General features: G+C 42.2%; 13 protein-coding genes. 8 read left to right on the forward strand and 5 right to left on the reverse strand.

Annotation, left to right across the window (positions count from 1 at the left end):
- Positions 1–98 precede the first annotated feature (98 nt).
- From G4420_RS14275 to G4420_RS14285, 3 genes are read right to left on the reverse strand one after another with little or no spacing between them, the layout of a single operon-like run.
- The gene (locus G4420_RS14275) at positions 99–1,811 is read right to left on the reverse strand and encodes a RagB/SusD family nutrient uptake outer membrane protein (RefSeq protein WP_163324563.1); all 1,713 of its coding nucleotides are present in this window, start codon (positions 1,809–1,811) and stop codon (positions 99–101) included.
- Positions 1,812–1,822: 11 nt separating this feature from the next.
- Positions 1,823–4,882 (reverse strand): SusC/RagA family TonB-linked outer membrane protein, encoded by a 3,060-nt coding sequence (locus G4420_RS14280; RefSeq protein ID WP_204273694.1) that lies wholly within the window; start codon positions 4,880–4,882, stop codon positions 1,823–1,825.
- Between the two features lie 51 nt (positions 4,883–4,933).
- Entirely contained in the window at positions 4,934–5,836 is a 903-nt protein-coding gene (locus G4420_RS14285) for a glycoside hydrolase family 16 protein (RefSeq protein WP_163324565.1), read from the reverse strand.
- 324 nt (positions 5,837–6,160) lie between these two features.
- Between G4420_RS14285 and G4420_RS14290 the strand changes: the two genes are divergently transcribed.
- The 3 genes from G4420_RS14290 to G4420_RS14300 all read left to right on the forward strand — a co-directional run bounded on the left by G4420_RS14290 (position 6,161) and on the right by G4420_RS14300 (position 13,472).
- On the forward strand, positions 6,161–10,315 hold the full coding sequence (locus tag G4420_RS14290; RefSeq protein WP_163324567.1) for a two-component regulator propeller domain-containing protein: 4,155 nt from the start codon (positions 6,161–6,163) through the stop codon (positions 10,313–10,315).
- Positions 10,316–10,469: 154 nt separating this feature from the next.
- Positions 10,470–11,651, forward strand: a complete 1,182-nt coding sequence (locus tag G4420_RS14295) for a glycoside hydrolase family 43 protein (RefSeq protein ID WP_204273695.1) — start codon at positions 10,470–10,472, stop codon at positions 11,649–11,651.
- A 12-nt stretch (positions 11,652–11,663) separates the two neighbouring features.
- A complete protein-coding gene (locus tag G4420_RS14300) occupies positions 11,664–13,472 on the forward strand; it encodes a glycoside hydrolase family 2 protein (RefSeq protein WP_163324569.1) in 1,809 nt (602 codons plus the stop codon).
- A 243-nt stretch (positions 13,473–13,715) separates the two neighbouring features.
- Here the strand turns inward: G4420_RS14300 and G4420_RS14305 are convergent, their stop codons facing one another.
- Positions 13,716–14,627 (reverse strand): AraC family transcriptional regulator, encoded by a 912-nt coding sequence (locus tag G4420_RS14305; protein WP_163324571.1) that lies wholly within the window; start codon positions 14,625–14,627, stop codon positions 13,716–13,718.
- A 121-nt stretch (positions 14,628–14,748) separates the two neighbouring features.
- On the opposite strand from G4420_RS14305, the gene G4420_RS14310 reads away from it, so the two are divergent.
- The 4 genes from G4420_RS14310 (at position 14,749) to G4420_RS14325 (ending at position 20,137) form a co-directional block, all read left to right on the forward strand.
- Positions 14,749–16,536 carry an L-fucose isomerase gene (locus tag G4420_RS14310; RefSeq protein ID WP_163324573.1) on the forward strand — a complete coding sequence of 596 codons (1,788 nt, stop codon included), beginning with the start codon at positions 14,749–14,751 and terminating at the stop codon, positions 16,534–16,536.
- Between the two features lie 5 nt (positions 16,537–16,541).
- Positions 16,542–18,017: an L-fuculokinase gene (gene fucK / locus G4420_RS14315; protein WP_163324575.1), complete on the forward strand. Its 1,476-nt coding sequence runs from the start codon at positions 16,542–16,544 to the stop codon at positions 18,015–18,017.
- Between the two features lie 32 nt (positions 18,018–18,049).
- Positions 18,050–18,844 (forward strand): rhamnulose-1-phosphate aldolase, encoded by a 795-nt coding sequence (gene rhaD / locus G4420_RS14320; RefSeq protein WP_163324577.1) that lies wholly within the window; start codon positions 18,050–18,052, stop codon positions 18,842–18,844.
- 90 nt (positions 18,845–18,934) lie between these two features.
- Positions 18,935–20,137, forward strand: coding sequence for a multidrug effflux MFS transporter (locus tag G4420_RS14325; RefSeq protein ID WP_163324579.1), 1,203 nt, complete (start codon positions 18,935–18,937; stop codon positions 20,135–20,137).
- 4 nt (positions 20,138–20,141) lie between these two features.
- Here the strand turns inward: G4420_RS14325 and G4420_RS14330 are convergent, their stop codons facing one another.
- Positions 20,142–20,894 (reverse strand): NUDIX hydrolase, encoded by a 753-nt coding sequence (locus tag G4420_RS14330; RefSeq protein WP_204273696.1) that lies wholly within the window; start codon positions 20,892–20,894, stop codon positions 20,142–20,144.
- A 185-nt stretch (positions 20,895–21,079) separates the two neighbouring features.
- On the opposite strand from G4420_RS14330, the gene G4420_RS14335 reads away from it, so the two are divergent.
- On the forward strand, positions 21,080–23,509 hold the full coding sequence (locus tag G4420_RS14335) for a glycoside hydrolase family 3 C-terminal domain-containing protein (protein ID WP_163324581.1): 2,430 nt from the start codon (positions 21,080–21,082) through the stop codon (positions 23,507–23,509).
- Positions 23,510–23,557: the final 48 nt, after the last annotated feature.

Raw genomic sequence — 23,557 nt, forward strand, 5'->3', positions numbered from 1 at the left:
ATAAGAAATGCCCCGAAGGGCATTTCTATTCATACTAACTAATCTAGCTAAACTTGAGAACCATCAACTATTAAACCGTGGTTTCTCATGAATAAATCCTAATTATATCCCGGGTTTTGATCCCACTGAACATCTTTGTTACGTTGAATTTCGCTTAACGGAATAGGTAACAACAGGTTAATCTCACTGATTCCACTGATTGTACCTTTAATGGTACTTTCTGTGTTCAATGCAGCGCGTTCAACTAAAGTTCCGGTACGCATCAATGTCATACGGCGGTTTTCTTCAGCAAACAATTCGCGTGCGCGTTCATCCAAAATAAAATCAAGGTCGATATCGGCTGACGATACTTTTCCTAATTCGCTGTTGCCACTTTCTTCGCGTGCAGTTTTAAAAGCACGGTCGCGTAAAACGTTAATATCGTCGGCAGCACCGGCAGCATTACCGTTTTTAAAACGAGCTTCAGAACGAAGCAGGTAAGTTTCGCCAAAACGCATAATTGGGAAATCCTTAATGTTTGTCCATCCCCACTGGTCGGTAGGATCGAATGAATCCCATTTACGTGTATAAGGGTATGCAACTTCTAAAGTATCGCTGGCTGCAATTATTGCTGTGTCGCCTTCCATAACGTCTTTTACCATAACTGCATCCGGCGAATCTGCTGCAACTCTGAAACCGTTTGCATCTATACCCCAGGTTGCACTATACCCCGGAGCGTTGTAGTAGAATGTTCTTGTGATGTTGTTTTCCGAATTACGGATGTCGCCATCTTCGTACAACTCGTATTTTACCCAGTTACTTGGGCGAATACGGCCGTTACCACGACCTCCGTATGGATGAACAAAACTTTCGTCAACACCATCGTAAACGTAAGTCATTCCCGGAACATTGTGATAAGCCGGGACCCAGTTACGACGTTGCTGAGGTGCGTTTGTAAATCCACCAGAGATTCCACCTTTGTTGTACTCCAGTTCGAAAGTCCAGATCGCCTCAGAGTTTCCTTCTGAGCGACGCTGGTTACCGAACTTGAACATGTCGCTGAAATAGTCGCCATTCACATCAATAGCAACACCGTAACGTTCCTCAACAATTGAGAAAAGTCCGCTATTGATAATGCTGGTCAATACAGTTTCTGCATCGGCTGGTTGATCCAGGCGCAAATACACTTCGCCCAAACTTTGCATAGCCATGTGTTTGTTGGCGCGGCTTTCGCTTACTGTCCCAGTAATGTCAGGTAAATTCTCCGATGCATATTTTAGGTCTTCAACAACTTGAGCGTTAACCTGAGCAACAGGTGTGCGCTCCAAGTCGGTTCGTGCAGAAGATGTTGGTTCTGTAAGCAACGGAACATCGCCATACAACGTTGCCAGGATGTTATAGCAGTATCCGCGGAAAAATCTTGCTTCGGCCATTTTAGCAGGATCGCCATCTTCGCCGATTGCTACCATTGCATTGTTTGCATTGTTGATGATCAGGTAGCACATCGACCACATGTAGCTAACTGCGGCATTCTCCGAGTTCAGGTCTTCGTATTTAAAAAACGGAATTTCTACGCCCTGAACGCCGCCGGGAGAACATACATCAGTTCCGTCTTGCCAAACACCGGCCCATCCTTGTTGGTCTGACCAGGTCCAGAGTCTACCAAAATTATAGTGCAAACCTTTCAAAGCTGCTTCAATACCGGCTTCATCGGTTAATGTTTCAGGTGCATAGGAAGAATATGGTGTTTCGTCCAAAAAGTCTTCGCTGCAAGAGATGGCCAAAAAAGTTAAAGCCATCACTATCAATATGTGAAATTTATTCTTCTTCATTGTTGTATTCTTTATAGAGTAAGGTTAATACCAAAAACTACTGTTCTTACTGCCGGATAGTTAATATCCCAATTGTTCCATCCACGAGGAGTATCTCTTTCTTCAGGGTCCCAACCAATCCAGTCGGTAAAGGTGTACAGGTTACGTCCACTCAGGTACAGGCTTAAAGCACTGATACCGGCTTTGTCGAGCAAATGCTGAGGCACGTCGTAGTTAAGCGTAATGTCTTTAATACGCGTGAAGTTATTTTTAACCGGGAATCCGTATCCGTGTGGATTTGAGTTCTTATTCAATGAACGCCATTCGTTACTTTGGTTTTCAGGAGTCCAGTAACCAATGTCGGCAAAACTGTTACGGCGCTCAATTTCGTCTGATGCCATTCCAATGTGGCGGTTGCTGCGCATAGCTCCCTGCACCGTTTGGATAAATACGTTCAGTGTGAAGTTTTTATATGCGAAAGTGTTGGTTAAACCACCTGTCCATTTCGGAGCTGTTTGACCCAGAATAACGCGGTCGTCGTCGGTAATAACACCGTCTGGTACGCCGTCAGGACCACTGATATCTGCTACTTTAACATCACCAGGTTTAGCTACCGGATCCCAATCTAAATGATCGCCATTGGCAATTTCGTCCTCCTGCCAGATGCCCACTTTTTTGTAATCGCGGATAACGCCGATAGGTTCGCCAAGAAACCAGCCACTACCGATGTCGTCTAAACCATCGCCATACAATTCAACGATCTCAGATTTGCTGTTCGAGAAAACAATAGAACTGTTCCATTTAAAGTCTGCTGTGGCAACGTTAACAGTATTCAGTGTAAGTTCTATACCTTTTGTTGAAGTTTCACCAATGTTTGCTGTTACAGAACCGAATCCTGAAGCAGATGGCAATTTACGCGACAGCAACAGATCAGAGTTGTTTGCAGAATAAAGATCAAGCGAACCGTTAATTCGGTTGTTGAAGAAGCCAAAATCCAAACCAAGGTTAAGACTTTCTTTGGTTTCCCAGCTTAAATCGCTGTTTCCTAAACGGTCGGTAACCATGGCAATATTTGTTGATCCGCCAAATGGAATTTGTCGGTCAGCCATAGTTGTAAACGTGCGGTAAACACTAACGGCCTCGTTTCCTGATTTACCATACGATAATCTTAGTTTCAGGTTGGTAATTTTTTCGGCATTTGCCATAAAACCTTCATGACGAATGTTCCAACCAAGAGCTACTGAAGGGAATGTTCCATATTTTACACCATCAGCAAAAACGGATGAACCATCGCGACGCACAGTAACTGTAAACAGGTAACGGCTGTCGTACGAATAGTTTAAACGTCCCATTTGCGAAACTGCAGCATATCTGTCGGCATACGAGCTAACACTTGAGCTGGCACCTGCCTGCATTCTGTCCCATCCAAGCTCGTCGTTAACAAAGTCGCTTGCCTGTGCCCAGTTGGTATTGTAAACTCTTTCCTGAGAAGAATAAACTCCGGTCAGATCGATATGGTGTTTGTTCATATCATAGTCGTAACGAAGAATATTTTCAATGGTATATGCCTGAGTTTCACTTCTTGAAATAGTTGCTGTTCCCAACAAATCGTTAACCGATTGACCGGTGTAGTTACTATTGCGGCTTTGAATAGTAGAGTGACCGGCATTCAAGCGGTAAGTTAATCCTGTAAGTGGTTTCCAGATGTCGCCAAAAGTTACATAAGCAAAACCATTCAGGTTTACGTTAAACTGACGACGCTCAGGACTTGTAGTAGTAGGAAGCATTGGGTTGGCCCACAAAGTTTCACCAAACATCGGGTAAATGGTGTAGGTGCCGTCATCTTCGTACATTCTTCCGTACGGGCTCATTGCTTCTGCATTTAGCAGGTTAGCACGGCCACCGTCGCGGTTGTGATAGACAATCGATGAGTTGGTACCGATTTTCAGGTAACTGGTAACCTGTGCATCAATGTTGGTTCGTATTGAGTTACGTTTGTAGTTATAACCTTTTACAACACCTTTTTGGTCTAATAAATCGCCCGAGATGTAGTAGCTTAAGTTCTCGCTTCCACCCGAAATGCTGATGTTGTGATTCTGCTGAACACCGGTTTGCGAAACTTCATCGATCCAATCGATAGTATGACCGTTTTTGTAGTTTTCTACCTCGTACTGGTATTTTACCGGAGCTTCGTACAGAGGTGAACCGTTGATGCGATTTCCTTCAGCATAACGTGCAAGCAACTCGTCGGTTGATACCATTTCAGGAATATTGGCAAATTCCTCTACACCAAGATAACCTGAATATTTAATGGTAGGTGTTGATGATTTTCCGCTTTTAGTAGTGATAAGAATAACACCGTTGGCACCATTCATACCATAAATTGCAGTTGCCGAAGCATCTTTCAAAATCTCGATTGATTTGATGTCGTTAGGGTTGATATCGTTAATCGATCCTCCCATTTTAGAGATAGGAATACCGTCAACAACAACATACGGATCAGTAGAAGCTGTTAACGATCCGCCACCGCGAACCAAAACTTGCGGAGCTTCACCAGGGATAGAAGAAACCTGTGTTACACTAACACCTGAAACAGCACCCTGAACAGCCTGCATAACGTTTGAAACAGGTATTTTGGCCAGTCGCTCTTCCGATACAGAACTTACCGAACCGGTAATGTCCGATTTCTTTTGCGTACCATAACCAACAACCACAACTTCGTCAACACCAATTACGGCGTCTTCCATGGTAACTTTAATACTCGCCTGATCTCCCACAGTAACCTCTACTTCTTTCATACCGATAAAAGAGAAAACAAGGATGTCTTCAGAGCGAACATCGCTAAGCGTGAAGTTTCCGTCAATATCGGAAATCGTTCCGTGTGTAGTTCCTTTTACTAAAATCGATACACCGGGTATTGACTCGCCGCTAGTGCTAAGCACTGTACCAGTGATTGATTTTTCTTGTAATGCAGTTCCGGAGCCGGCAAATGCTGCAGTTCCGTGAACAATGATTAACATCAATGCCAAAGCCATGGTTTTTAAAATCCCATTGCAGAAATGACATTGATTCAATTTACTCTTCTTTTTCATAAAGATTCGTGATTTAATTATTAAAATTGAAATAGTTATAATTTCGAATATCTAGTTCGTTGTTTCTTTGTAGACTTTCACATAATCAACCTCAAACTGAATGGGGAACTCCGTGTGTGTAGGATCGCCGCCGTTTGCGCCAATTGCAAGGTTGAGCAACAAGTAGAATTTCTGATCGGAAGTAAAAGGATTGCCTCCGTCAGGATTAATTGTTTGTTGCAGATCGACTTGGTTCAGTAACTCGTTATCAAGGTAAATGCTGATCTGTTTTTTGTCCCAGTGCATCGACCAGGTGTGGAATTTATCGGCCCAGTCGGGATCGGTTTTCGTAAAATGTTGTAATGGAATTTTTGTGTCGTCCCACTTGGCCTGGTAATTTAATTCCGAGCCCCACGCTGCGTTTGCCAAAAGGTGTGGAACATTATTTATTCGATAGAATTCCATAATGTCTATCTCGCCGCATTGTGGCCAGCTTTGCTCGGTTCCTAACAACCAAATAGCGGGCCAGGCACCGTTTGAAATATTAATACGTGCGCTTATTTCAAAGTAGCCAAACGGAGGCCATTCTTGCAGGTCTTTAGTAATAAGGCATGCTGATGTGTATTTTGCGCTCGAACGATTCGTGCGCCAGTCATCGCTAAGTGGATTGAAATTTGGGTTGAAAATATTTTCTCTTTTACCCTCTATTGTTAAACGTCCATTCTTGCAATAAGCATTTTGGGGTTGATACCATTGTAGTTCACGGTTGCGCACAAAACCATATTCAAAATTCCAGTTTTGTGCATCAGGATAACCATCGTTATCAAAATTATCCTCCCAAATCAGTTGGTAATCTTTTGGCCTGTTTTTCTCTGAATCCTGTTTGTTGTTGGCGTAACTATTGTACCCAACAAAAATGCATAGTACAAGAAAAAGCTTTGTAAGAATAGTTTTCGTATGGTTAGTACGATTCATAAATTAAAGTTTTCGTTTATTGGTTTGTTTCTCTTCTTCCAGGAAACATTGCAAAACTCAGGTAAAAAAGATGGAATGAATTGAACAAAATCGATGTACACTTTCAATTAATTGAAATCGATTGTATAAAATTGACAAAAGCTGTTACAAATTTGACATGCAGGATTTGTACAAAAGGTCGGATGTGCGTAGTGTGTAGATATACAGTGCTTTATGAGGCGATGGTTCGGGAGCCTAGGTCTTGTTATGTTTTTAACGTATATTGAATGAAGCAAACCATCTTTTTCAAATTTCATATAAATTTGCACAAACGCAAAAACTAACATGTTACGAATTACTAAACTGCTTTTTGTTCTTCTTTTTTGCTCTTGTGCTGCGTTGGCACAAAACGAGCTTTACTTTTCTCACCTGGGAACAGAAAACGGACTTACCATCGATAAATCAAACACCATCGCTCAGGATCAGAATGGATTTATGTGGCTTGGCACTTTAAACGGCCTGACACGTTATGATGGTTACGACTATGTTACTTATCACCCACATTTCCATGACTCCACGTCTATCTCAAACCGAGAGATTACAAAGTTAATGGTTGACAAGGCCGGTAATTTGTGGATTGGAACAGCAAGTGGTTTAAATTTTATGAACCTGGAAACCGGTGCTTTTAAACGATATAAGATACGAAGCCGGATTTTATCGTTGGCAGAAGATCACAAAGGGATTATTTGGATTGGTACATGGAATGATGGATTGTATAAGCTCGATCCGGAAAACAATGAAATGAAACATTACCTGGCAAGAGAGGTGGTAAGTGATATTTACGAAGACTCGCGCCAGATTTTATGGATAGCCACTTACAATGCTTTGCTTCGTTTTTATCCTGAAAGCGATGAATATAAGCGTTATGTTGCTGAGCCCGGTACAAATTCACTTTCAAATTCTACCATCACACAAATTGTTGAATCGAAAGAAGGAAACCTATGGTTTGGAACATGGAGCGGAGGTTTGAACAAAGCAGAGGTAAATTCCGATGGCGAAATAACTCGCTTTACTGCTTATCGCGAAACGGCCAGATCGAACAGCCTTGGTGATGATGTTGTATTCAGACTTTATTACGATCAGTTTGATAATCTGTGGATCGGATCGTGGAACGAAGGTTTAAGTCTACTGAAATACGACCAGCAGCAACTTCCGCCCGAAGAAGCAAGGTTTTGGAATTATCAAGCTTCGGTTAATAATCCGGGAAGTTTATCGTCAAATGCCGTATCCGCCATTTTTGTCGATAAAAGTGGTTTGCTTTGGGTGGGGTCTTCGAAAATCGACCGAGCCTCGATAACCGATAATGGATTAAGTCGTTACGTGTTGCCGGGAACGGTCGATAATCTTGGAAACAAAATATACATTAAAAGTTTTGCTGCTTTCAACGATCAATTGTGGATTGGCACTTCGTACAACCTTTTGCAGTACGAAAACAAAAATGGAGTGTATGTTTTAAAGAAAGATTATGGTGAGCTGATATATACTCACGACGGCCGTGAGTTTATAGCGTATACCATTTTCGACATGTATGCCGATAGTACAGGACTTTGGATTGGCACCGAAGATGCCGGGCTTATTCATTATCATTTTTCCCGCGATATGGAACTCGATCTTGCAAGCCGTGAATACTATAACGAGAATACTGAAATAGCAATTCCGGGAAATAAAGTGATTGAATTATTTCCATCAAAAAAATACCCTAACGTAATTTATGCGGGAATTACAGAGCGTGGTTTTGTGATTTTAAAAACCAACAGAAAGAAGGTTGTTTCGGTTGAAAGCTTTTCAGCCGGCTCTGAAAATGACCATATAACCAGCAACATTATCCGGGCTTTGCAGGAAGATAGCTCGGGAGATGTTTGGATCGGAACGGAAAACGGCTTGAATTGTTACCATCCGGAAACCGGTAAATTCGACAAATATTTTTATTCAACCACCGATAAAAAATCGTTAAACGACAATGCCGTAAATGCCATTTTGGAAGATTCATTTGGCAACCTGTGGATTGGAACAACATCAGGATTAAACCGGAAAATTAAGGAAGTTGATTCATCGGGAAATGAGGTGGTGAAATTTAAAGGTTTTCCTGAAATAGAGTATTTGCAAAACGATCTGATATCGGGAATAATGGAAGACAAATCGGGAGATTTATGGATTCGTACTTACCGAGGTATTGTTGAGTTTGATGCAGAAAATGAGACAATTGTAAGCAAACATTTTTCGCAGGATTACCAAAATGATCGCGTGGAAAGAAATGCACAATTCGTTCTTGAAGATGGAAAAATAGTAGTGGGTAACCTCACCGGTTTTATCGTACAGGAGCCAGAAAATATTAGCCAAACGGAGCAAGCGGCAAAGGTGGTAATTACCGACCTGTTGATTTACGACAAAAGCATGAACGATGAGCTGGAGCTCCGAACAGAATATGGAATCGACTCTGACATTCCTTACGCGGAAAAGGTGAACCTGTCGTATAAGGACAAAATGGTGACTTTTAGTTTTTCGGATATGGACTATAAAAATCCGGGGAAAAACGAATACTTCTTTCGAATGGAAGGTTTTGATGCGCAGTGGAACAGTGCCGGACCTCGAAATACAGCCACCTACACCAACCTCCCGCCCGGTAATTATACGTTTAAAGTTGTGGCAAGCTCCGGCAACGATGTTGATTTTACCAAGGCTACGACCTTTCAGGTTTCCATGTCGCCGCCCTGGTGGAAATCAATTGCTGCCTATATCGTTTATGGTTTATTGTTTTTTGCCGTTCTGTATTTTTTTATGAAATACTCGATAATAAATGCACAAAAGAAAAGCGAGCTGGCATTTGAGCATTTGAGGGCCGAAGAATTACGAAATCTTAACGAACAAAAAACGCTGTTCTTTACCGATATTACACACGAATTAAGAACACCGCTAACACTAATTTTAGGGCCGTCGAAAGAATTGCTTGACGACAAAAAACTGAGTGCCGAGTCGCACAAACTGGCACATTTAATAAATACCAGCGCCTATAAACTTTTACGTTTGGTAAATCAATTGCTTGAGTTCCGAAAGATTGAGAAAGGTATTCCGGAAAGTCTTTACATTCAGCATTGTAATTTGTCTAATCTGCTTTACGAGGTTTTCAATTTCTTTAAGCCAATGGCCGATTCGCGTCAAATAGAATTTAAAATAGATACCACTCCCGAGACTGTCATGGCCTGGTTCGACCCTGATAAAATGGAGAAAATAATATTTAATCTCTTGTCGAATGCCTTCAAATATTCGCCCGATGACAGCGCTATTTCGATAAAGGCATTTGAGCGAACAATCACCAACGAAGAAAAAGAGGTGGTGATTGAAGTTCAGGACAGTGGTATTGGAATTGCAAAAGAATACCAGGAGAAAATATTTGAGCGTTTCTTCCAGATAAAGCAGCTACGCACCCAAAGTACGGGCGGAATTGGTTTGTTTATGGCCAAGGCAATGATTGAGCAGCATGGCGGATCGATAGGTCTGGATAGCGAAGAAGGAAAGGGAAGCTGTTTTCGACTGGTTTTGCCGCTGAACAGCGAGCTGGCTGCACAGGCCGAAAAAAGTGAAAAATGGAAACCGGAAGATTCGGTAACGGCTTTGGCTCATCCCGAAGATACCACGTTTGATAATATTTTACACGACACGTCTTTTAGCGGATCGGATAATACAAAACCACATGTGTTGGTTGTTGAAGACGATGCGGATTTGAAGGAGTTTTTGTGTACCGGCTTATCGAAACATTTTAATGTAAAGTGCGCCGATAATGGTGAGGAAGCACTTGAGAAAATTGAGGCAAATACTCCCGATCTTATTCTTTCGGATGTAATGATGCCCGAAATGGATGGTTTTGAACTGTGCACCCAACTGCGGAACGACCTGAATTATTCGCACATCCCGGTAATTTTCCTTACGGCCAAAACCATGCAGGAAGATCAGATAAAAGGATTAAAGCTTGGGGCGGTTGATTACATCTACAAACCGTTTAATATGGTTTCTCTGTCGCTGAAAATTTATAACCTGCTTAACCTGCAAAAACAAAAGCGGGAGCGACTGCGGACAGAACAAATTCTGGAGCCCGAACACATAGAATTATCCTCTTTGGACGAGGAATTTTTGAAAGCAGCTGTTCAATCGGTTCAGAATAATTTGGACAATACCGATTTTGATGTGGAAGCTTTTAGTGCCGAACTAAAAGTTAGCGCCAATCAGGCATATCGAAAAATAAAAGCACTTACCGGGCAAACGGCCAACGAATTTATCCGTACACAACGATTAAAGGTCGCATCGGGTCTGCTGGTGCAGAAAAAACGATCGATTAGTGAAGTGATTTATATGGTTGGATTTACCAGCCCGTCGTATTTTAGCCGTTGTTTTAAAGACTTTTACGGTTGTACTCCAAAAGAGTACATTGAGAAAAATACCTGATTGAGCGGGTAAAACAGTATGCAAGTTGGTATATCGAATATGTACAATTTTACGTTGAATTTATGCCACTGATTGCGAAAACGGACTGATATTTTTGCTTCACTTTGTTACGACAGATTAGATTAAAATCTATAAAGCAAAATAACCGTTTATCATGAAACCACGATCGAACCAACATTTACCTATTCTCTTTACTTTTTTGTGCGCCTCGTTATTGATTGCATTAATGGGATGCAGCCCGAAAAAAGAAGTGCCGCAAGGATTTCAAAGTTTTACTCCGGGGCAACCCTGGCCCGATGCCGATAGTGTGCACATAAATGCCCATGGCGGTGGAATTTTGTATTACAATAACACCTATTATTGGTTTGGCGAATACAAAAGCGAAAATACCAGTTCGGCCCGGGTGGGAGTGAATTGTTACTCTTCAAAAGATTTATACAACTGGAAAACTGAAGGGGTTGTGTTGCCGGTTAGCGATAGTGTTGGAAGCGATATTGAGACCGGTTGTGTAATGGAGCGTCCGAAGGTTGTTTACAACGCGAAAACGCAACAATTTGTATTGTATTTTCACCTCGAGTTAAAAGGTAAAGGGTACAGTGCTGCACGTGTTGGGATTGCTGTTAGCGACAATGTTACCGGGCCTTACACTTATCTGCACTCATTGCGACCCAATGCAGGAGTTTGGCCGCAGAACATGACTGAAGAGCAGAAAACCAGCAGTTTAACCATGGATGATTTTTCCGACTGGTGGACCGATGACTGGATGCAGGCTGTTCATAATGGTTTGTTTATCTGTCGTGATTTTGAAGGAGGACAAATGTCGCGCGATATGACACTTTTTGTTGATGATGACGGTAAAGCCTATCACATTTATTCTTCGGAAGAAAACCTCACGCTGCATATTGCCGAATTGAGCGATGACTATTTAAGTTACACAGGAAAGTATATTCGTGTTGCACCGGGCGGGCACAACGAAGCGCCTGCCATTTTTAAGAAAGACGGAAAGTATTTTATGATAACGTCCGGTTGTACTGGTTGGGATCCGAACGCTGCGCGAATGTTTACCGCCGAATCGATTTGGGGACCTTGGGAACAACATCCAAATCCATGTGTTGGCGAGGATGCCGACTTAACTTTCCACTCGCAAAGCACATATATTTTGCCAGTTACGGGGAAGGACGATGCCTTTATTTTTATGGCCGATCGTTGGACACCTAAAAAGCCAATCGAGGCCAGTTACATTTGGTTGCCCATTCAATTTGAAAACGGATTACCGGTTCTAAAATGGATGGATCAGTGGAACCTCAGCATTTTTGACGAAACAAACGAATTATAATAGATAGAAATAATGAAGAAATTAGCAGTATTTGCATTGCTCCTGTTGCCATTTATTGGTTTGGCGCAGGATGTTTTTATTCAGAATGCAAACGGACGGGAATTCACCAGCCTGAACGGGAAGTGGAAATATGTACTTGATCCTTACGAACAAGGGCAAATCGGTTTTATGCCCGTTTATGAAAATGTAAAACAAAAGGACAAATCAGACCGGGTTGAATATAGTTTCGACGATGCGCAAACGCTTTGGGTGCCTGGTGCCTGGGATGCACAAAAAACTGAACTTTCCTATTTCGAAGGAAGTATCTGGTACCGGAAAACCTTTCATAAAACTGATCTTTCGAACGACAAACGCTATTTCGTTTATGTTGGTGCTGCCAATTATATTAGCACCGTAACACTTAACGGAAAAGTACTGGGAGTTCATGAAGGTGGTTTTACGCCTTTCGCTTTCGAGATCACCGACGTGCTTAAAGAGAAGGACAATTTTCTGATTATCGGTGTAAACAACAGCCGCAGAAAAGGTGGAATTCCTGCTCCGGTAACCGATTGGTTTAATCACGGAGGTATTACTCGTGAAGTGAAATTAATCGAGGTTCCAAAAACTTTTGTGTGCAACTATTTCCTGTCGTTAGACAAAAGCGCACTTAATTCAAAAACCAAACAGATTAACGGAAAACTGGAATTGAGCGGAAAGCTTTTTCCAAAGAAAGCACGTATTGAAATTCCTGAATTAAAGGTTAACGAAGAAATTAATGTTGATGCCGACGGGACTTGCAATTTTACCATCAATGTAAAAAATCTGGAGTTGTGGTCGCCCAAAAATCCAAAATTGTACGAGGTTTCTATTTCTGCCGCAAATGATAAAGTAAGCGATCAAATCGGATTCAGAACGATTGAGACCGAAGGTAAAAAAATTCTTTTGAATGGAGAACAAGTTTTCTTGAGAGGAATTTCGTTGCACGATGAAAATCCGCTTCGTGCTGACCGTGCCAATTCTGTTGAAGATGCACAGCTAGTTTTGGGCTGGGCAAAAGAACTGGGATGTAATTTTATCCGTTTGGCGCATTATCCACACCAGGAAAATATTCTTCGCGAGGCGGATAAAATGGGTATTCTGCTTTGGGAAGAATTGCCTTTGTACTGGGGAATCGACTGGGAAGATCAGAACGTTCTGCGAAAAGCAAAACAACAGTATTTCGAAGTGATCAACCGCGATTATAACCGTGCAAGTTCAATTATCTGGTCTATCGCAAATGAAACAACTCCATCTGATTCGCGAAACGCATTTTTGGGCGCAGTTGCCGATCATATTCGCTCAATTGACAATACCCGTTTGTTGTCGGCGGCGTGTAAAAAGGATCAACCCGGAGATGGAAATAAAGAAAAATATTACACCATTAATGATCCGTTGATGAAGTACCTCGATATTGTAAGCTTTAACGAATATTTGGGATGGTACGGAGGTTTACCCGACGAGTGCCGCGAAAAAATTATATCATCGGATGAAGACAAGCCAATTATTGTTAGCGAATTTGGAGGTGGCGCCTTGCAAGGGTTTCACGCCGATAGTCTTACCCGTTGGAGTGAAGAATTTCAGGAATATCTATACCATGAAAGTATTGGTATGTTTGATAAAATAGACGGTTTGGCAGGAATGACTCCCTGGATTCTGGTTGATTTTATGTCGCCACTTCGTCAATTGCCCGATGTTCAGGATGGCTGGAACCGCAAAGGTTTGATTTCTGAAAAAGGGTATAAAAAGAAAGCTTTCTTCGAATTGCAAAAGTATTACGAAAAGAAAGCAGCAGAATACGAATAGATTTTTGGAAATAAATAGATATTGATTATTTGGAAGCAGCAGCAGGAATTTCTTGCTGCTGTTTTTTTTGAAAGTCTCTCGAAAATCAATAGCACAATTTTGCTCAAAGTTATTAGACTCACCCTGATTGTACCTTCGACACAATCGTCCCTCTCTACTCGTAGAGAGGGAATGAGGGAGAGTTTTAAGTTCATGGTTTTTATTTTTATTCAAGTTTGTGATTCCAAAAATCACAAATGTTAATCAGGTACTCATCCCAAATTCCTTCTTGTATCGCGCCGGAGAAATGCTTGTATATTGTTTAAAGATCCGGGAGAAATGGTAGCGATCGGCAAAACCTGTTTTTAGAGCTATTTCATCGATACTCAAATTAGAGTGGTGAAGCATAATACATGCACTGTCAATGCGTTTGTTGCGAATATACTTTTGCACCGAGATACCAACCTCGTTCGAAAAAAGACGGATAAAAGCATTTGTCGCCATTTTGGCTTTTTCGGCTAACGTTGGATTGCTTAAATCATCCGTTAAATGTCTTTCAATGTATCGTAAACAGCTGATAATCCGATGATCGTTTGAGATTAGGTTCCAGTTTGATTCGGGGAGGTCGGTAAGTAAATCAGCAATTAAAGCTTTTATCACCAAACTGATGTGGAAGCTAAAAAATTTATGCTCCTTGTTCAGGTGGTTTTTTATTAGCTCAAGTTTCGACTGGAGATGTTCGTTGAGTTCAAAACTAAAAACTCCGGGTGAGATATTGTCGTAAGGTATTCCAATATTGAAGTGTATAAACAAATGTTGAAGGCTTGGTTTTGAAGCGGCTATTTGTCGGTCGGAATTCAAATCAACACGTTCTCCTACCAATGAGAAGCCTTCCTTTGGTATCTTGTGATCGTATAAACGTGTTGAGTAGGAAGTGTTCGGAGATATCAAAATTATTTTGTGGGGAGATAAATTGTACTCCGTTTCATTGTGCATGATTTTGGCGCCTTCAGCATTGTTGTGGTATATGCGCCAGTAGGGGAATGACAGTTCCGAGTACTCCCAGTTCTCAAGCCACCAATGGCGGCAGCAAAGTAGCTGAATATTATAGTTTGGAAATAGCTGAACAACATCTGACGGATCGCCCTTTTCAGGCTTTATTTTAGGTAAGTTCATTTAAGCTGATGTTAGAATCAGATACAAATGTAATAAAAATAGCCATTGCTTTTGGGAGGGTTTAGTGGTACTTTGTGCTCATTAAATAAATGCGATAAAATATAAATCTAAACAATAAGTTATGGCTAACAGACTAATTGGCGACTTGCCAAAAGTAGGTATTCGTCCCGTTATTGACGGACGTGAACGTGGTGTTCGGGAGTCGCTTGAAACACAAGTAATGACGCTTGCTCAAACAGCAGCAGCTTTGATCAGCGATCAGTTAAAATTTCCGAGCGGTGAAAAGGTAGAATGTGTTATTGCCGATACGTGTATCGGAGGTGTAGCCGAGGCGGCTATGTGTGCTGAGAAATTCAGAAAAGAAGGCGTTGGCGTGTCGTTAACGGTTACACCGTGCTGGTGTTACGGTACTGAGGTGATGGATACTGATCCGTTGGTGCCAAAAGCCGTTTGGGGATTTAACGGAACAGAACGTCCGGGAGCGGTTTATCTGGCTGCAGCTTTGGCCGGATACACGCAAAAAGGATTACCAGCTTTCGGGATTTATGGTCGCGATGTGCAGGATGTCGGCGACACAACAATACCGGATGATGTAAAAGAAAAAATAGTACGCTTTGTAAAATCGGGGCTGGCAGTTGCACAAATGAAAGGAAAATCGTATTTGTCGATCGGCTACAGTTCGATGGGAATTGCCGGTTCAATGGTAGATTCATCATTCTTTCAAAAGTATTTGGGAATTCGCACTGAATTTGTCGAATCGGTAGAGATTCTTCGACGTATTGACGAAGGTATTTACGATGAGGAAGAGTACCAAAAAGCACTGGCCTGGACAAAAGAGAATTGCAAGGAAGGTAGAGATGTAAACAAACCGGAAGACCAGGCTGATGCTGCCCGAAAAGAAGTAGAGTGGGAGACAGTGGTTAAAATGACTTTGATCTGCCGTGATATGATGATCGGTAATGAAAAGGTTATTGCCAAAGGTTATCGCGAAGAAGGTTTAGGAAGAAATGCCATCCTTGGTGGTTTTCAGGGGCAACGCCAGTGGACCGATTATAAACCAAATGCCGATTTTACTGAGGCTATTCTAAACTCGTCAATCGACTGGAACGGCATTCGTCAGGCCTTTGTTTTTGCAACTGAAAACGACAGTTTGAATGGTGTTTCCATGTTGTTCGGGCACTTACTCAGCAACACCAGCCAGATTTTCTCTGACGTGCGTACATACTGGAGTCCGGAAGCTGTTAAACGTGTTTGTGGAAAAGAATTAACCGGTTTGGCTGAAGGTGGAATTATTCACCTTATCAACTCGGGCTCAACAACGCTCGATGCAACAGCACAGCAACGCGATGCCGAAGGAAATCCTGCTATGAAACCTTTCTGGGAGATTACCGAAGAAGAAGCGCAGAAGTGTTTGGATAATACACTGTGGCCTCAGGCTGAACGGGGATATTTTCGTGGAGGAGGTTATTCGTCACAGTTTAAAACAGCTGGACAAATGCCGGTTACCATGAGCCGTGTAAACCTGGTTGATGGGCTGGGACCTGTACTTCAAATTGCTGAAGGCTGGACGGTTGAACTCCCTGATGATATTCATGAAATTTTGGATGAGCGCACCAATCCAACCTGGCCAACAACTTGGTTTGTGCCACGGACAAATGGCGAGGGAGCGTTTAAAGATGTGTATTCGGTTATGGCCAATTGGGGCGCGAACCACGGTGCAATTAGTTATGGTCATATTGGTGCCGACCTGATTACACTGGCTTCAATGTTGCGTATTCCGGTGAACATGCATAATGTTGATGGCGATAAGGTTTTCAGACCAAGTGCATGGGCATCTTTTGGCGAAAATAGAGAAGGTTCAGATTTTCGTGCCTGTGAAACTTACGGGCCACTTTACGGTAAAAAATAGCGAATATGCCTGAAAAAGATCTGGCAATAGTATTCGATTGCGGAGCCACAAACCTGCGGGTGATTGCTATGGATGTGCGTGGCAAAATTGTGGCTTCGGAATCGACTGCAAACAATACAAGTCCTGATCCTGAATTTCCGGGTGGCGTAATTTGGGATGTGGAAGAAATGTGGGGGAAGCTTTGTGCTGCTTCGAAAAAAGTAATGGCCGCAATCGATATAAAACGGATTGCGGGCGTTACGGTTACCACTTTTGGAGTTGATGGTGCTTTTGTGGATAAGGAAGGCAAGCTGTTGTACCCTGTCATTTCGTGGCAATGTCAGCGTACCTCGCCAATTATGGATGAGATTGGGAAATATATTCCACTTGAAGAACTGTACGCCGAAGCTGCCACTTTTCCGTACGCATTTAATACCATCAACAAAATGGTATGGATGAAGGAAAACAGGCCGGAGGTGATTGAAAAGGCACATCGTTTTTTGTTTATCACATCGCTGTTTATTTTTAAGTTGACGGGCGAGCTGCGTAACGACGCGACCATGGCCGGTACTTCTATGTTAATGGATATGCAAAAACGGCAGCCTTCCGAAAAGATATTTGCGGCCTTGGATATTCGACCTGATATTTTGGGTGATATTGCTGAATCCGGAGAGCTCGCCGGAGCCGTTCATCAAAAGGCTGAAAGAGAAACCGGAATTCCAACGGATGTGCCGGTATTTTTTGGCGGACACGATACACAGTTTGCAGTATTTGGTTCGGGGGCCAATGAAAATGAACTGGTGCTGAGTAGTGGAACCTGGGAAATTATTATGGCGCGAAGTGCCGGTTTTAAATCGACAAAAAAGGAACTGGCAGCGCAATTAACCACTGAGCTTGATGCAGTGAAAGGACTATTCAATATCGGACAGAATTACCTCGCTTCAGGAATCTTGGAGTGGTTTGCCAAGAATTTTTACTCCGAACTAAGTGGTGTTGCTTTGTACACCAAAATGATTGAAGATGCCAGTTCAGTTCAGCCCGGAGGATCTTCAGTTTGGGTAAATCCATCGTTTTATGGCGAAGGCGGAAGCAATAGTTTTGGTACGATAAACGGTTTAACAATTCATACTAAACGGGGTGAAATCTATCGGGCATTTCTGGAAAGCCTGGCGTACCGTTTGAGATTTGGTATTGAGGCGCTGGAAAATGCCGGTGGTTTTAAAGCTGAGAAAATAATTTGTGTGGGAGGTGGATCAAAAAACTATCTTTGGAATCAATTGCGTGCCGACGTTTGCAATTTGCCTATACAATTGGTCGATCAGAAAGAGACAACCGTTTTGGGAGCAGCCTTGTTCGTATTTGCCGGAAGTGGTGTAGCTAAATCGCCCGAAGATGCCCGGCAGTTGGTGGATTATAATCCTAAAATTATTGAGCCATCGGAAAATCAAAAGCTGTACGGCGAATTGTATCAGAAATTTAAAGAACGCATGCAATACATTTAGTAATGAAGTGTTGAACAACTTAGTCATTAACTGTGGATGCATTAAAAAAACTTCCGGCGGAGGTCGTAAAACATATTTATCAGGTTAGCGAAGTTGCTGGTTATTTATGGGAAAAGGAATGGACCGAAAAAAGCTCGGGAAATATTTCCATTGATTTGAGTGGACTTTTCCCAGAATCATCGATCAACCGGATTCATTACGAAGTTTCCTTCGATTTTCCTATCGATGCAGCCGGGATGGTACTTTTTGTTACCGGGTCGGGTTGTCGGTTGCGGCATCTTGTAGATAGGGTAGATGAAGTTGCAGCAATTATAGCTGTTAATTCAACCGCTACGGCCTATTCGGTTTTGTGGGGAGGCAAAAGTGCCGGTTTTAAACCCACTTCTGAATTGAGGGCACACATAAAAATTCATCTTTTTAATGCGGCAAATCATACCGGCCGAAAAGCTGTTGTTCATGCACATCCCAGCGAGTTGGTGGTTTTAAGCCACCATAAATTGTTTAACGATGAGGCTTTGTTTAATCACTCGCTATGGAAAATGTGCCCGGAAATTAAGTTGTATGTTCCGCGTGGAGTTGGCTGCTGCGAATATGCGCGATATGGAACCGAAGAACTGGCAAATCTTACGCTGGAAGGATTAAAAACTCACGATGTTGTGTTGTGGGAAAAACACGGTACTTTAGCCACCGGAGTTGATATGGAAGAGGCCTTCGACTTTTTGGATGTGGCCAATAAAGGAGCGAAACTTTTGTTGTTGGCCTGGAGTGCCGGTTTCGATCCTGAAGGACTCTCGCCCGATCAGTTGGATGAGCTGCTTAATACATGAACGTGTTAAATTCAGAAGAGGCATGCACATAATAATTCAGGTCTTCGTTTAAAACTTATACCTTCGCGCCCAAATGGAAACGAGAGAAGTATGAGTTTAAACCGTTCAGGCAAATTTTTTATTCCCGTATTAACAATGGTTATGGCTGCTATGGTGGCCATGTCGCCGTTTGCAATTGACACCTACATAGCCGCTTTACCCGATATTGCTGCGTTTTTTGGCGTAAAGCTAAACGTAGCCGAGTTAACCATCACTTTGTATTTTCTGGGATTTGCTTTTGGTAACTTTTTCGGTGGACCCTTGTCTGATGCTTTTGGACGAAAGACAATTGCTCTCACCGGAATTGCACTTTACGGATTGGCTTCTATGCTAATAACTACCTGCACAAAAATTGAATATGTGCTTTTGTTGCGTGTGCTTCAGGCTTTTGGAGGAGGATTTGCAACGGTTACCGGAAATGTGTTTATCCGCGACTGGTACAGCGGAAAACAGGTGGCTCGTTTCGTTACTATTATTAGTATGATCATTATGCTGGCTCCTCTGTTTGCTCCGGTTATGGGTGCGGCATTAATTCATTGGTATGGATGGGTGAGTATCTTCTGGTTTTTGCTGGCATTTGCCATTCTGTTGTTCTTATCCATGTGGTTGCTTATTCCCGAATCACGAGCTCCGGAGCTGATCACCCGAAAAATTACAGGCCGGCAGCTGTTGGAAAAGTACCGGGTATTTTTCGCGAACAAACAAAGTACTATTCTGCTGTTTGCCATTAGTTTGCCCATGTCGGGCTTGTACATTTTTATTACGGCGGCTTCGTTTATTTATATCGAGTATTTTAAAATAAGCCAAATGCGCTTTCCACTGTTTTTTAGTGCGAATGTTGTTCTTAACATCTTGCTTTCGTTTTTAAATACCATGCTTCTGAAGAAATACGATCCTGAAAAGATTTTACGTTACGGCTTGTTGTTGCAGCTGTTTTCAGGAGTTACGCTAGCCATTTCGGTGTTGATGCCCGAGCCGCAATTGTGGGCAGTGTTTGCATCGATTGTGCTGTATGTAGGCAGTTTAGGTTTGGTTTTTGGAAACGGAACAGCCACAATTCTGAATCATAATCCTGAAGTTGCAGGATCGGCAAATGCTACTATCGGAATTGCCCGCTTTGCCATTAGTGCTCTAATCGGAAGTATAATGGCGATGTTTCATACCGGCGATCTTATTCCATTCGGCTTGGTGTTGTTTTTCTGTACTCTCTCAGGAAATATTCTGTATAATTGGGCTTTGCGGATAAAAGTGTAACCTCTTACCAGATTCCACTCAAACCATCTTCCAACGCTTTTTGGTAGCGTTCCATATTAAAAGAATACAAGTACGGCGATTTGTGTGCACCGCCTGTTTTCCGTTCTTTTAACTTATCAAGAATATTGTAGTTTAACATTTTGCGCTGAAAATTGCGGCGGTCCAGATCGCGGCCAAGAATCGTTTCATAAAGTGTCTGAAGCTCGGGCATGGTAAATTTGCGGGGTAACAGTTTTAAACCAATGGGTTGTTGGCTAAGCTGTAAACGCAAGGTGCTAATGGCATTCTCTATAATTAGTTTATGGTCGAGCAGCATCGAAACATCGGTGTTTAAAGAAACCCAATCGCAATGGTCGGAAAAAAGGTCGGGGGTTGGTTTTACTTTCCTAAAGTCAACCAAAGCATAAAATCCTACAGAGATAAAACGTTTGTCAAAAAAACTCTTGTCTGGCTTTATGCCTGCCATGTCGGCGTCGAATATCGCTTTATTCGATTTTGATCTGTCGGGATCGCTAAATACCTTAAATTGTTTTAAAAACAGCTTGTCAAGTCCGGTGCGCTCTTTAACTATGCGTTGCGCAGCCTGCTCCAACGTTTCATCGTATTTTAAAAATCCTCCGGGGAGTGCATATTCTTTTGAATATTTTAAATGCAAAAGCAAAACTTTAAGCTCGTTGTTATTAAATCCAAATATCACGCAGTCGAGTGATATATGATTCATGTACTCTGTTGAGTTAAATGGCTTGGTCTCTGTCAAAGTCTTTAATTTTTATGCTTACAAATTAGAAAAAATTCTCGAAGTATTAAGTGAATATGTTTTAAAATATAATAATGTGTCGCAATGACACTAGGTGTGAAATTTATTTCTATATTCGACGTCGTAGATAAAACATATAGATAAACTAAAACAATAAATTTTTAATTAGAACTAAATCATTCACCATGATCGGTAACAAACTAAAACTAAACAGTGTGCTAGCCCTCATTATACTATTTCTTGTATCAGGTAGTCTGTCGGCAAGTGTTTCACAAAAAAGCGTAAAAGAAATCGTTAAGTCGATGACTGTGGAGCAGAAAGCCCAGTTGGTAATTGGTACTGGAATGTATTTCCCTTTACCCGATTCCATTCGCGAAAAAATGCCTCCGATGTTTGGCGGCGATCTCGATACCAGCACTCCTTACGGAAAAATGGTAGAAAAAATCAGGGGATATTTGCCCGGAACTGCCGGAGTTACTGCAGAATATACTAGTTTGGGAGTTACGAGCCAAACTCTGGCTGATGGTCCTGCAGGATTGCGCATCAGTCCAATCCGCGAAGGTGAAACCGATACTTATTATTGTACAGCTTTCCCGATTGCAACTGTGTTGGCTTCATCGTGGGATACCGAGTTAGTAGAATCGGTTGGAAAAGCGATGGGTAAAGAGGTGCTGGAATATGGTGCCGATGTTCTTTTAGCACCTGCATTGAATATCCAGCGCGATCCATTGTGCGGACGAAACTTCGAATATTATTCGGAAGATCCGCTGGTAGCTGGAAAAATGGCGGCTGCCATGGTAAAGGGTATCCAATCGAATGGCGTGGGAACTTCCATCAAACACTTTGCAGTAAACAATCAGGAAACCAATCGTATGTCGGTTGATGTTGTGGTTGGCGAACGCGCATTACGCGAGATTTACCTGAAAGGATTTGAGATTGCAGTAAAAGAAAGTGAGCCATGGACAGTGATGTCGTCTTACAATAAAGTAAATGGAGTTTATACTTCAGAGAGTCATGATCTGTTGACTAAAATTCTTCGCGATGATTGGGGATATGGAGGATATGTAATGACCGACTGGGGTGGTGGCAGCGATGTTGTTGCACAAATGAAAGCTGGAAATGATATGATCCAACCGGGTTCGCCGGAGACGATTAAAACGTTGATTGAAGCTGTTGAGTCTGGAAAACTGGATGAATCAGTCTTGGATACAAATGTTGAGCGTATTCTAAATATCATGGTTGAAACACCACGTTATAATGGATATAAGATTTCAAACAAACCAGATTTGAAAGCGCATGCTGAAGTAACACGCCAGGCCGCTACTGATGGTATGGTATTGCTTGAAAACAACGGCGCACTTCCTTTTGCAAAAAACATTAAAAATGTGGCTGCATTTGGAAATACTTCGTACGATTTTATTTCAGGAGGAACAGGTAGTGGCGACGTTAACGAAGCTTACACCGTTTCGTTGTTGGAAGGCCTGCAAAATGCCGGTTACAAAACTTACGACGAACTTAAAAACACTTACGAAACCTACATGGAAGAAGCGAGTAAAGCGCAGGATAAATCCAAAAACTTTATTGCTGCTTTAATGGGTGGTAAAATTCCTGTTGAAGAAATGGCCTTGGATGCATCGATTGCAGAAGAGATGGCTACAAAAGCTGATATTGCTTTAATCACCATCGGTCGAAATGCCGGAGAAGGTGGCGACCGTGAAGCTGTTGAAGGTGATTTCTATTTGAATAAAAATGAACAGGACCTGATAAAAACCGTTACGGAAGCTTTCCATGCAAAAGGTAAAAAAGCGGTGGTTATTCTGAATATTGGAGGCGTTGTTGAAACCGCCAGCTGGAGCAATATTCCTGATGCCGTACTTTGTGCCTGGCAACCGGGACAAGAAGGAGGTAACTCGGTAGTTGATGTTCTTTCAGGAAAAGTAAATCCATCAGGAAAACTGGCGCAGACTTTCCCCGTGAAATACGAGGACGGTTCATCTGCGGATAATTTCCCGGGCGAGGCTGTAAAAGTTGATGGAGCAGAAGATAATACTGCCGACCAATCTGGTTTCTCGATGATGCGCCGTGTGCCTTGGGAAGTGGTTTACGAGGAAGATATTTACGTGGGTTACCGTTATTTCAATACTTTCGATGTGCCGGTTGCCTACGAATTCGGATACGGAAAGTCATACACAACATTCGAGTATAGCAATCTGAAATTAAGCGACAAAAAATTTGATGGAAAAGTCACTGTGGCTATTGATGTGGAAAATACCGGAGATGTAGCGGGTAAAGAAGTGGTCCAGGTATATGCCAGCGCTCCTGGTAAATCGCTTGAAAAGCCGGAAGAAGAGCTGGTAGCCTTCGGAAAAACAGCTTTGTTAAAACCGGGCAAATCGGCAACACTTACCTTTGATATTGATGCTGCACTTTTGGCTTCGTTTGATGAAGAAAGTACAAGCTGGATAACAGAAGGCGGCGATTATACCATCAAAGTTGGAGCTTCTTCAACCGACATTAAAGAAAAAGCAACATTCTCAGTTGCCAACGATATTGTAGTTGAAAAGGTATCAAAAGCAATGGTGCCTCAAAAAGATTTTGAAAAAATGCATAGGTAGTGGGACTTGGTTAAATACTCTCTCCCTGGAATAGTTCAGGGGGGGAGT

Source organism: Draconibacterium mangrovi, assembly GCF_010586825.1.
Classification (GTDB): Bacteria; Bacteroidota; Bacteroidia; order Bacteroidales; family Prolixibacteraceae; genus Draconibacterium; species Draconibacterium mangrovi.

Bases quoted from the DNA above. Each gene is read 5' to 3' on its own strand.
- G4420_RS14275 (WP_163324563.1), bottom strand. From the start codon at position 1,811: ATGAAGAAGAATAAATTTCACATATTGATAGTGATGGCTTTAACTTTT.
- G4420_RS14280 (WP_204273694.1), bottom strand. From the start codon at position 4,882: ATGAAAAAGAAGAGTAAATTGAATCAATGTCATTTCTGCAATGGGATT.
- G4420_RS14285 (WP_163324565.1), bottom strand. From the start codon at position 5,836: ATGAATCGTACTAACCATACGAAAACTATTCTTACAAAGCTTTTTCTT.
- G4420_RS14290 (WP_163324567.1), top strand. From the start codon at position 6,161: ATGTTACGAATTACTAAACTGCTTTTTGTTCTTCTTTTTTGCTCTTGT.
- G4420_RS14295 (WP_204273695.1), top strand. From the start codon at position 10,470: ATGAAACCACGATCGAACCAACATTTACCTATTCTCTTTACTTTTTTG.
- G4420_RS14300 (WP_163324569.1), top strand. From the start codon at position 11,664: ATGAAGAAATTAGCAGTATTTGCATTGCTCCTGTTGCCATTTATTGGT.
- G4420_RS14305 (WP_163324571.1), bottom strand. From the start codon at position 14,627: ATGAACTTACCTAAAATAAAGCCTGAAAAGGGCGATCCGTCAGATGTT.
- G4420_RS14310 (WP_163324573.1), top strand. From the start codon at position 14,749: ATGGCTAACAGACTAATTGGCGACTTGCCAAAAGTAGGTATTCGTCCC.
- fucK (WP_163324575.1), top strand. From the start codon at position 16,542: ATGCCTGAAAAAGATCTGGCAATAGTATTCGATTGCGGAGCCACAAAC.
- G4420_RS14325 (WP_163324579.1), top strand. From the start codon at position 18,935: ATGAGTTTAAACCGTTCAGGCAAATTTTTTATTCCCGTATTAACAATG.
- G4420_RS14335 (WP_163324581.1), top strand. From the start codon at position 21,080: ATGATCGGTAACAAACTAAAACTAAACAGTGTGCTAGCCCTCATTATA.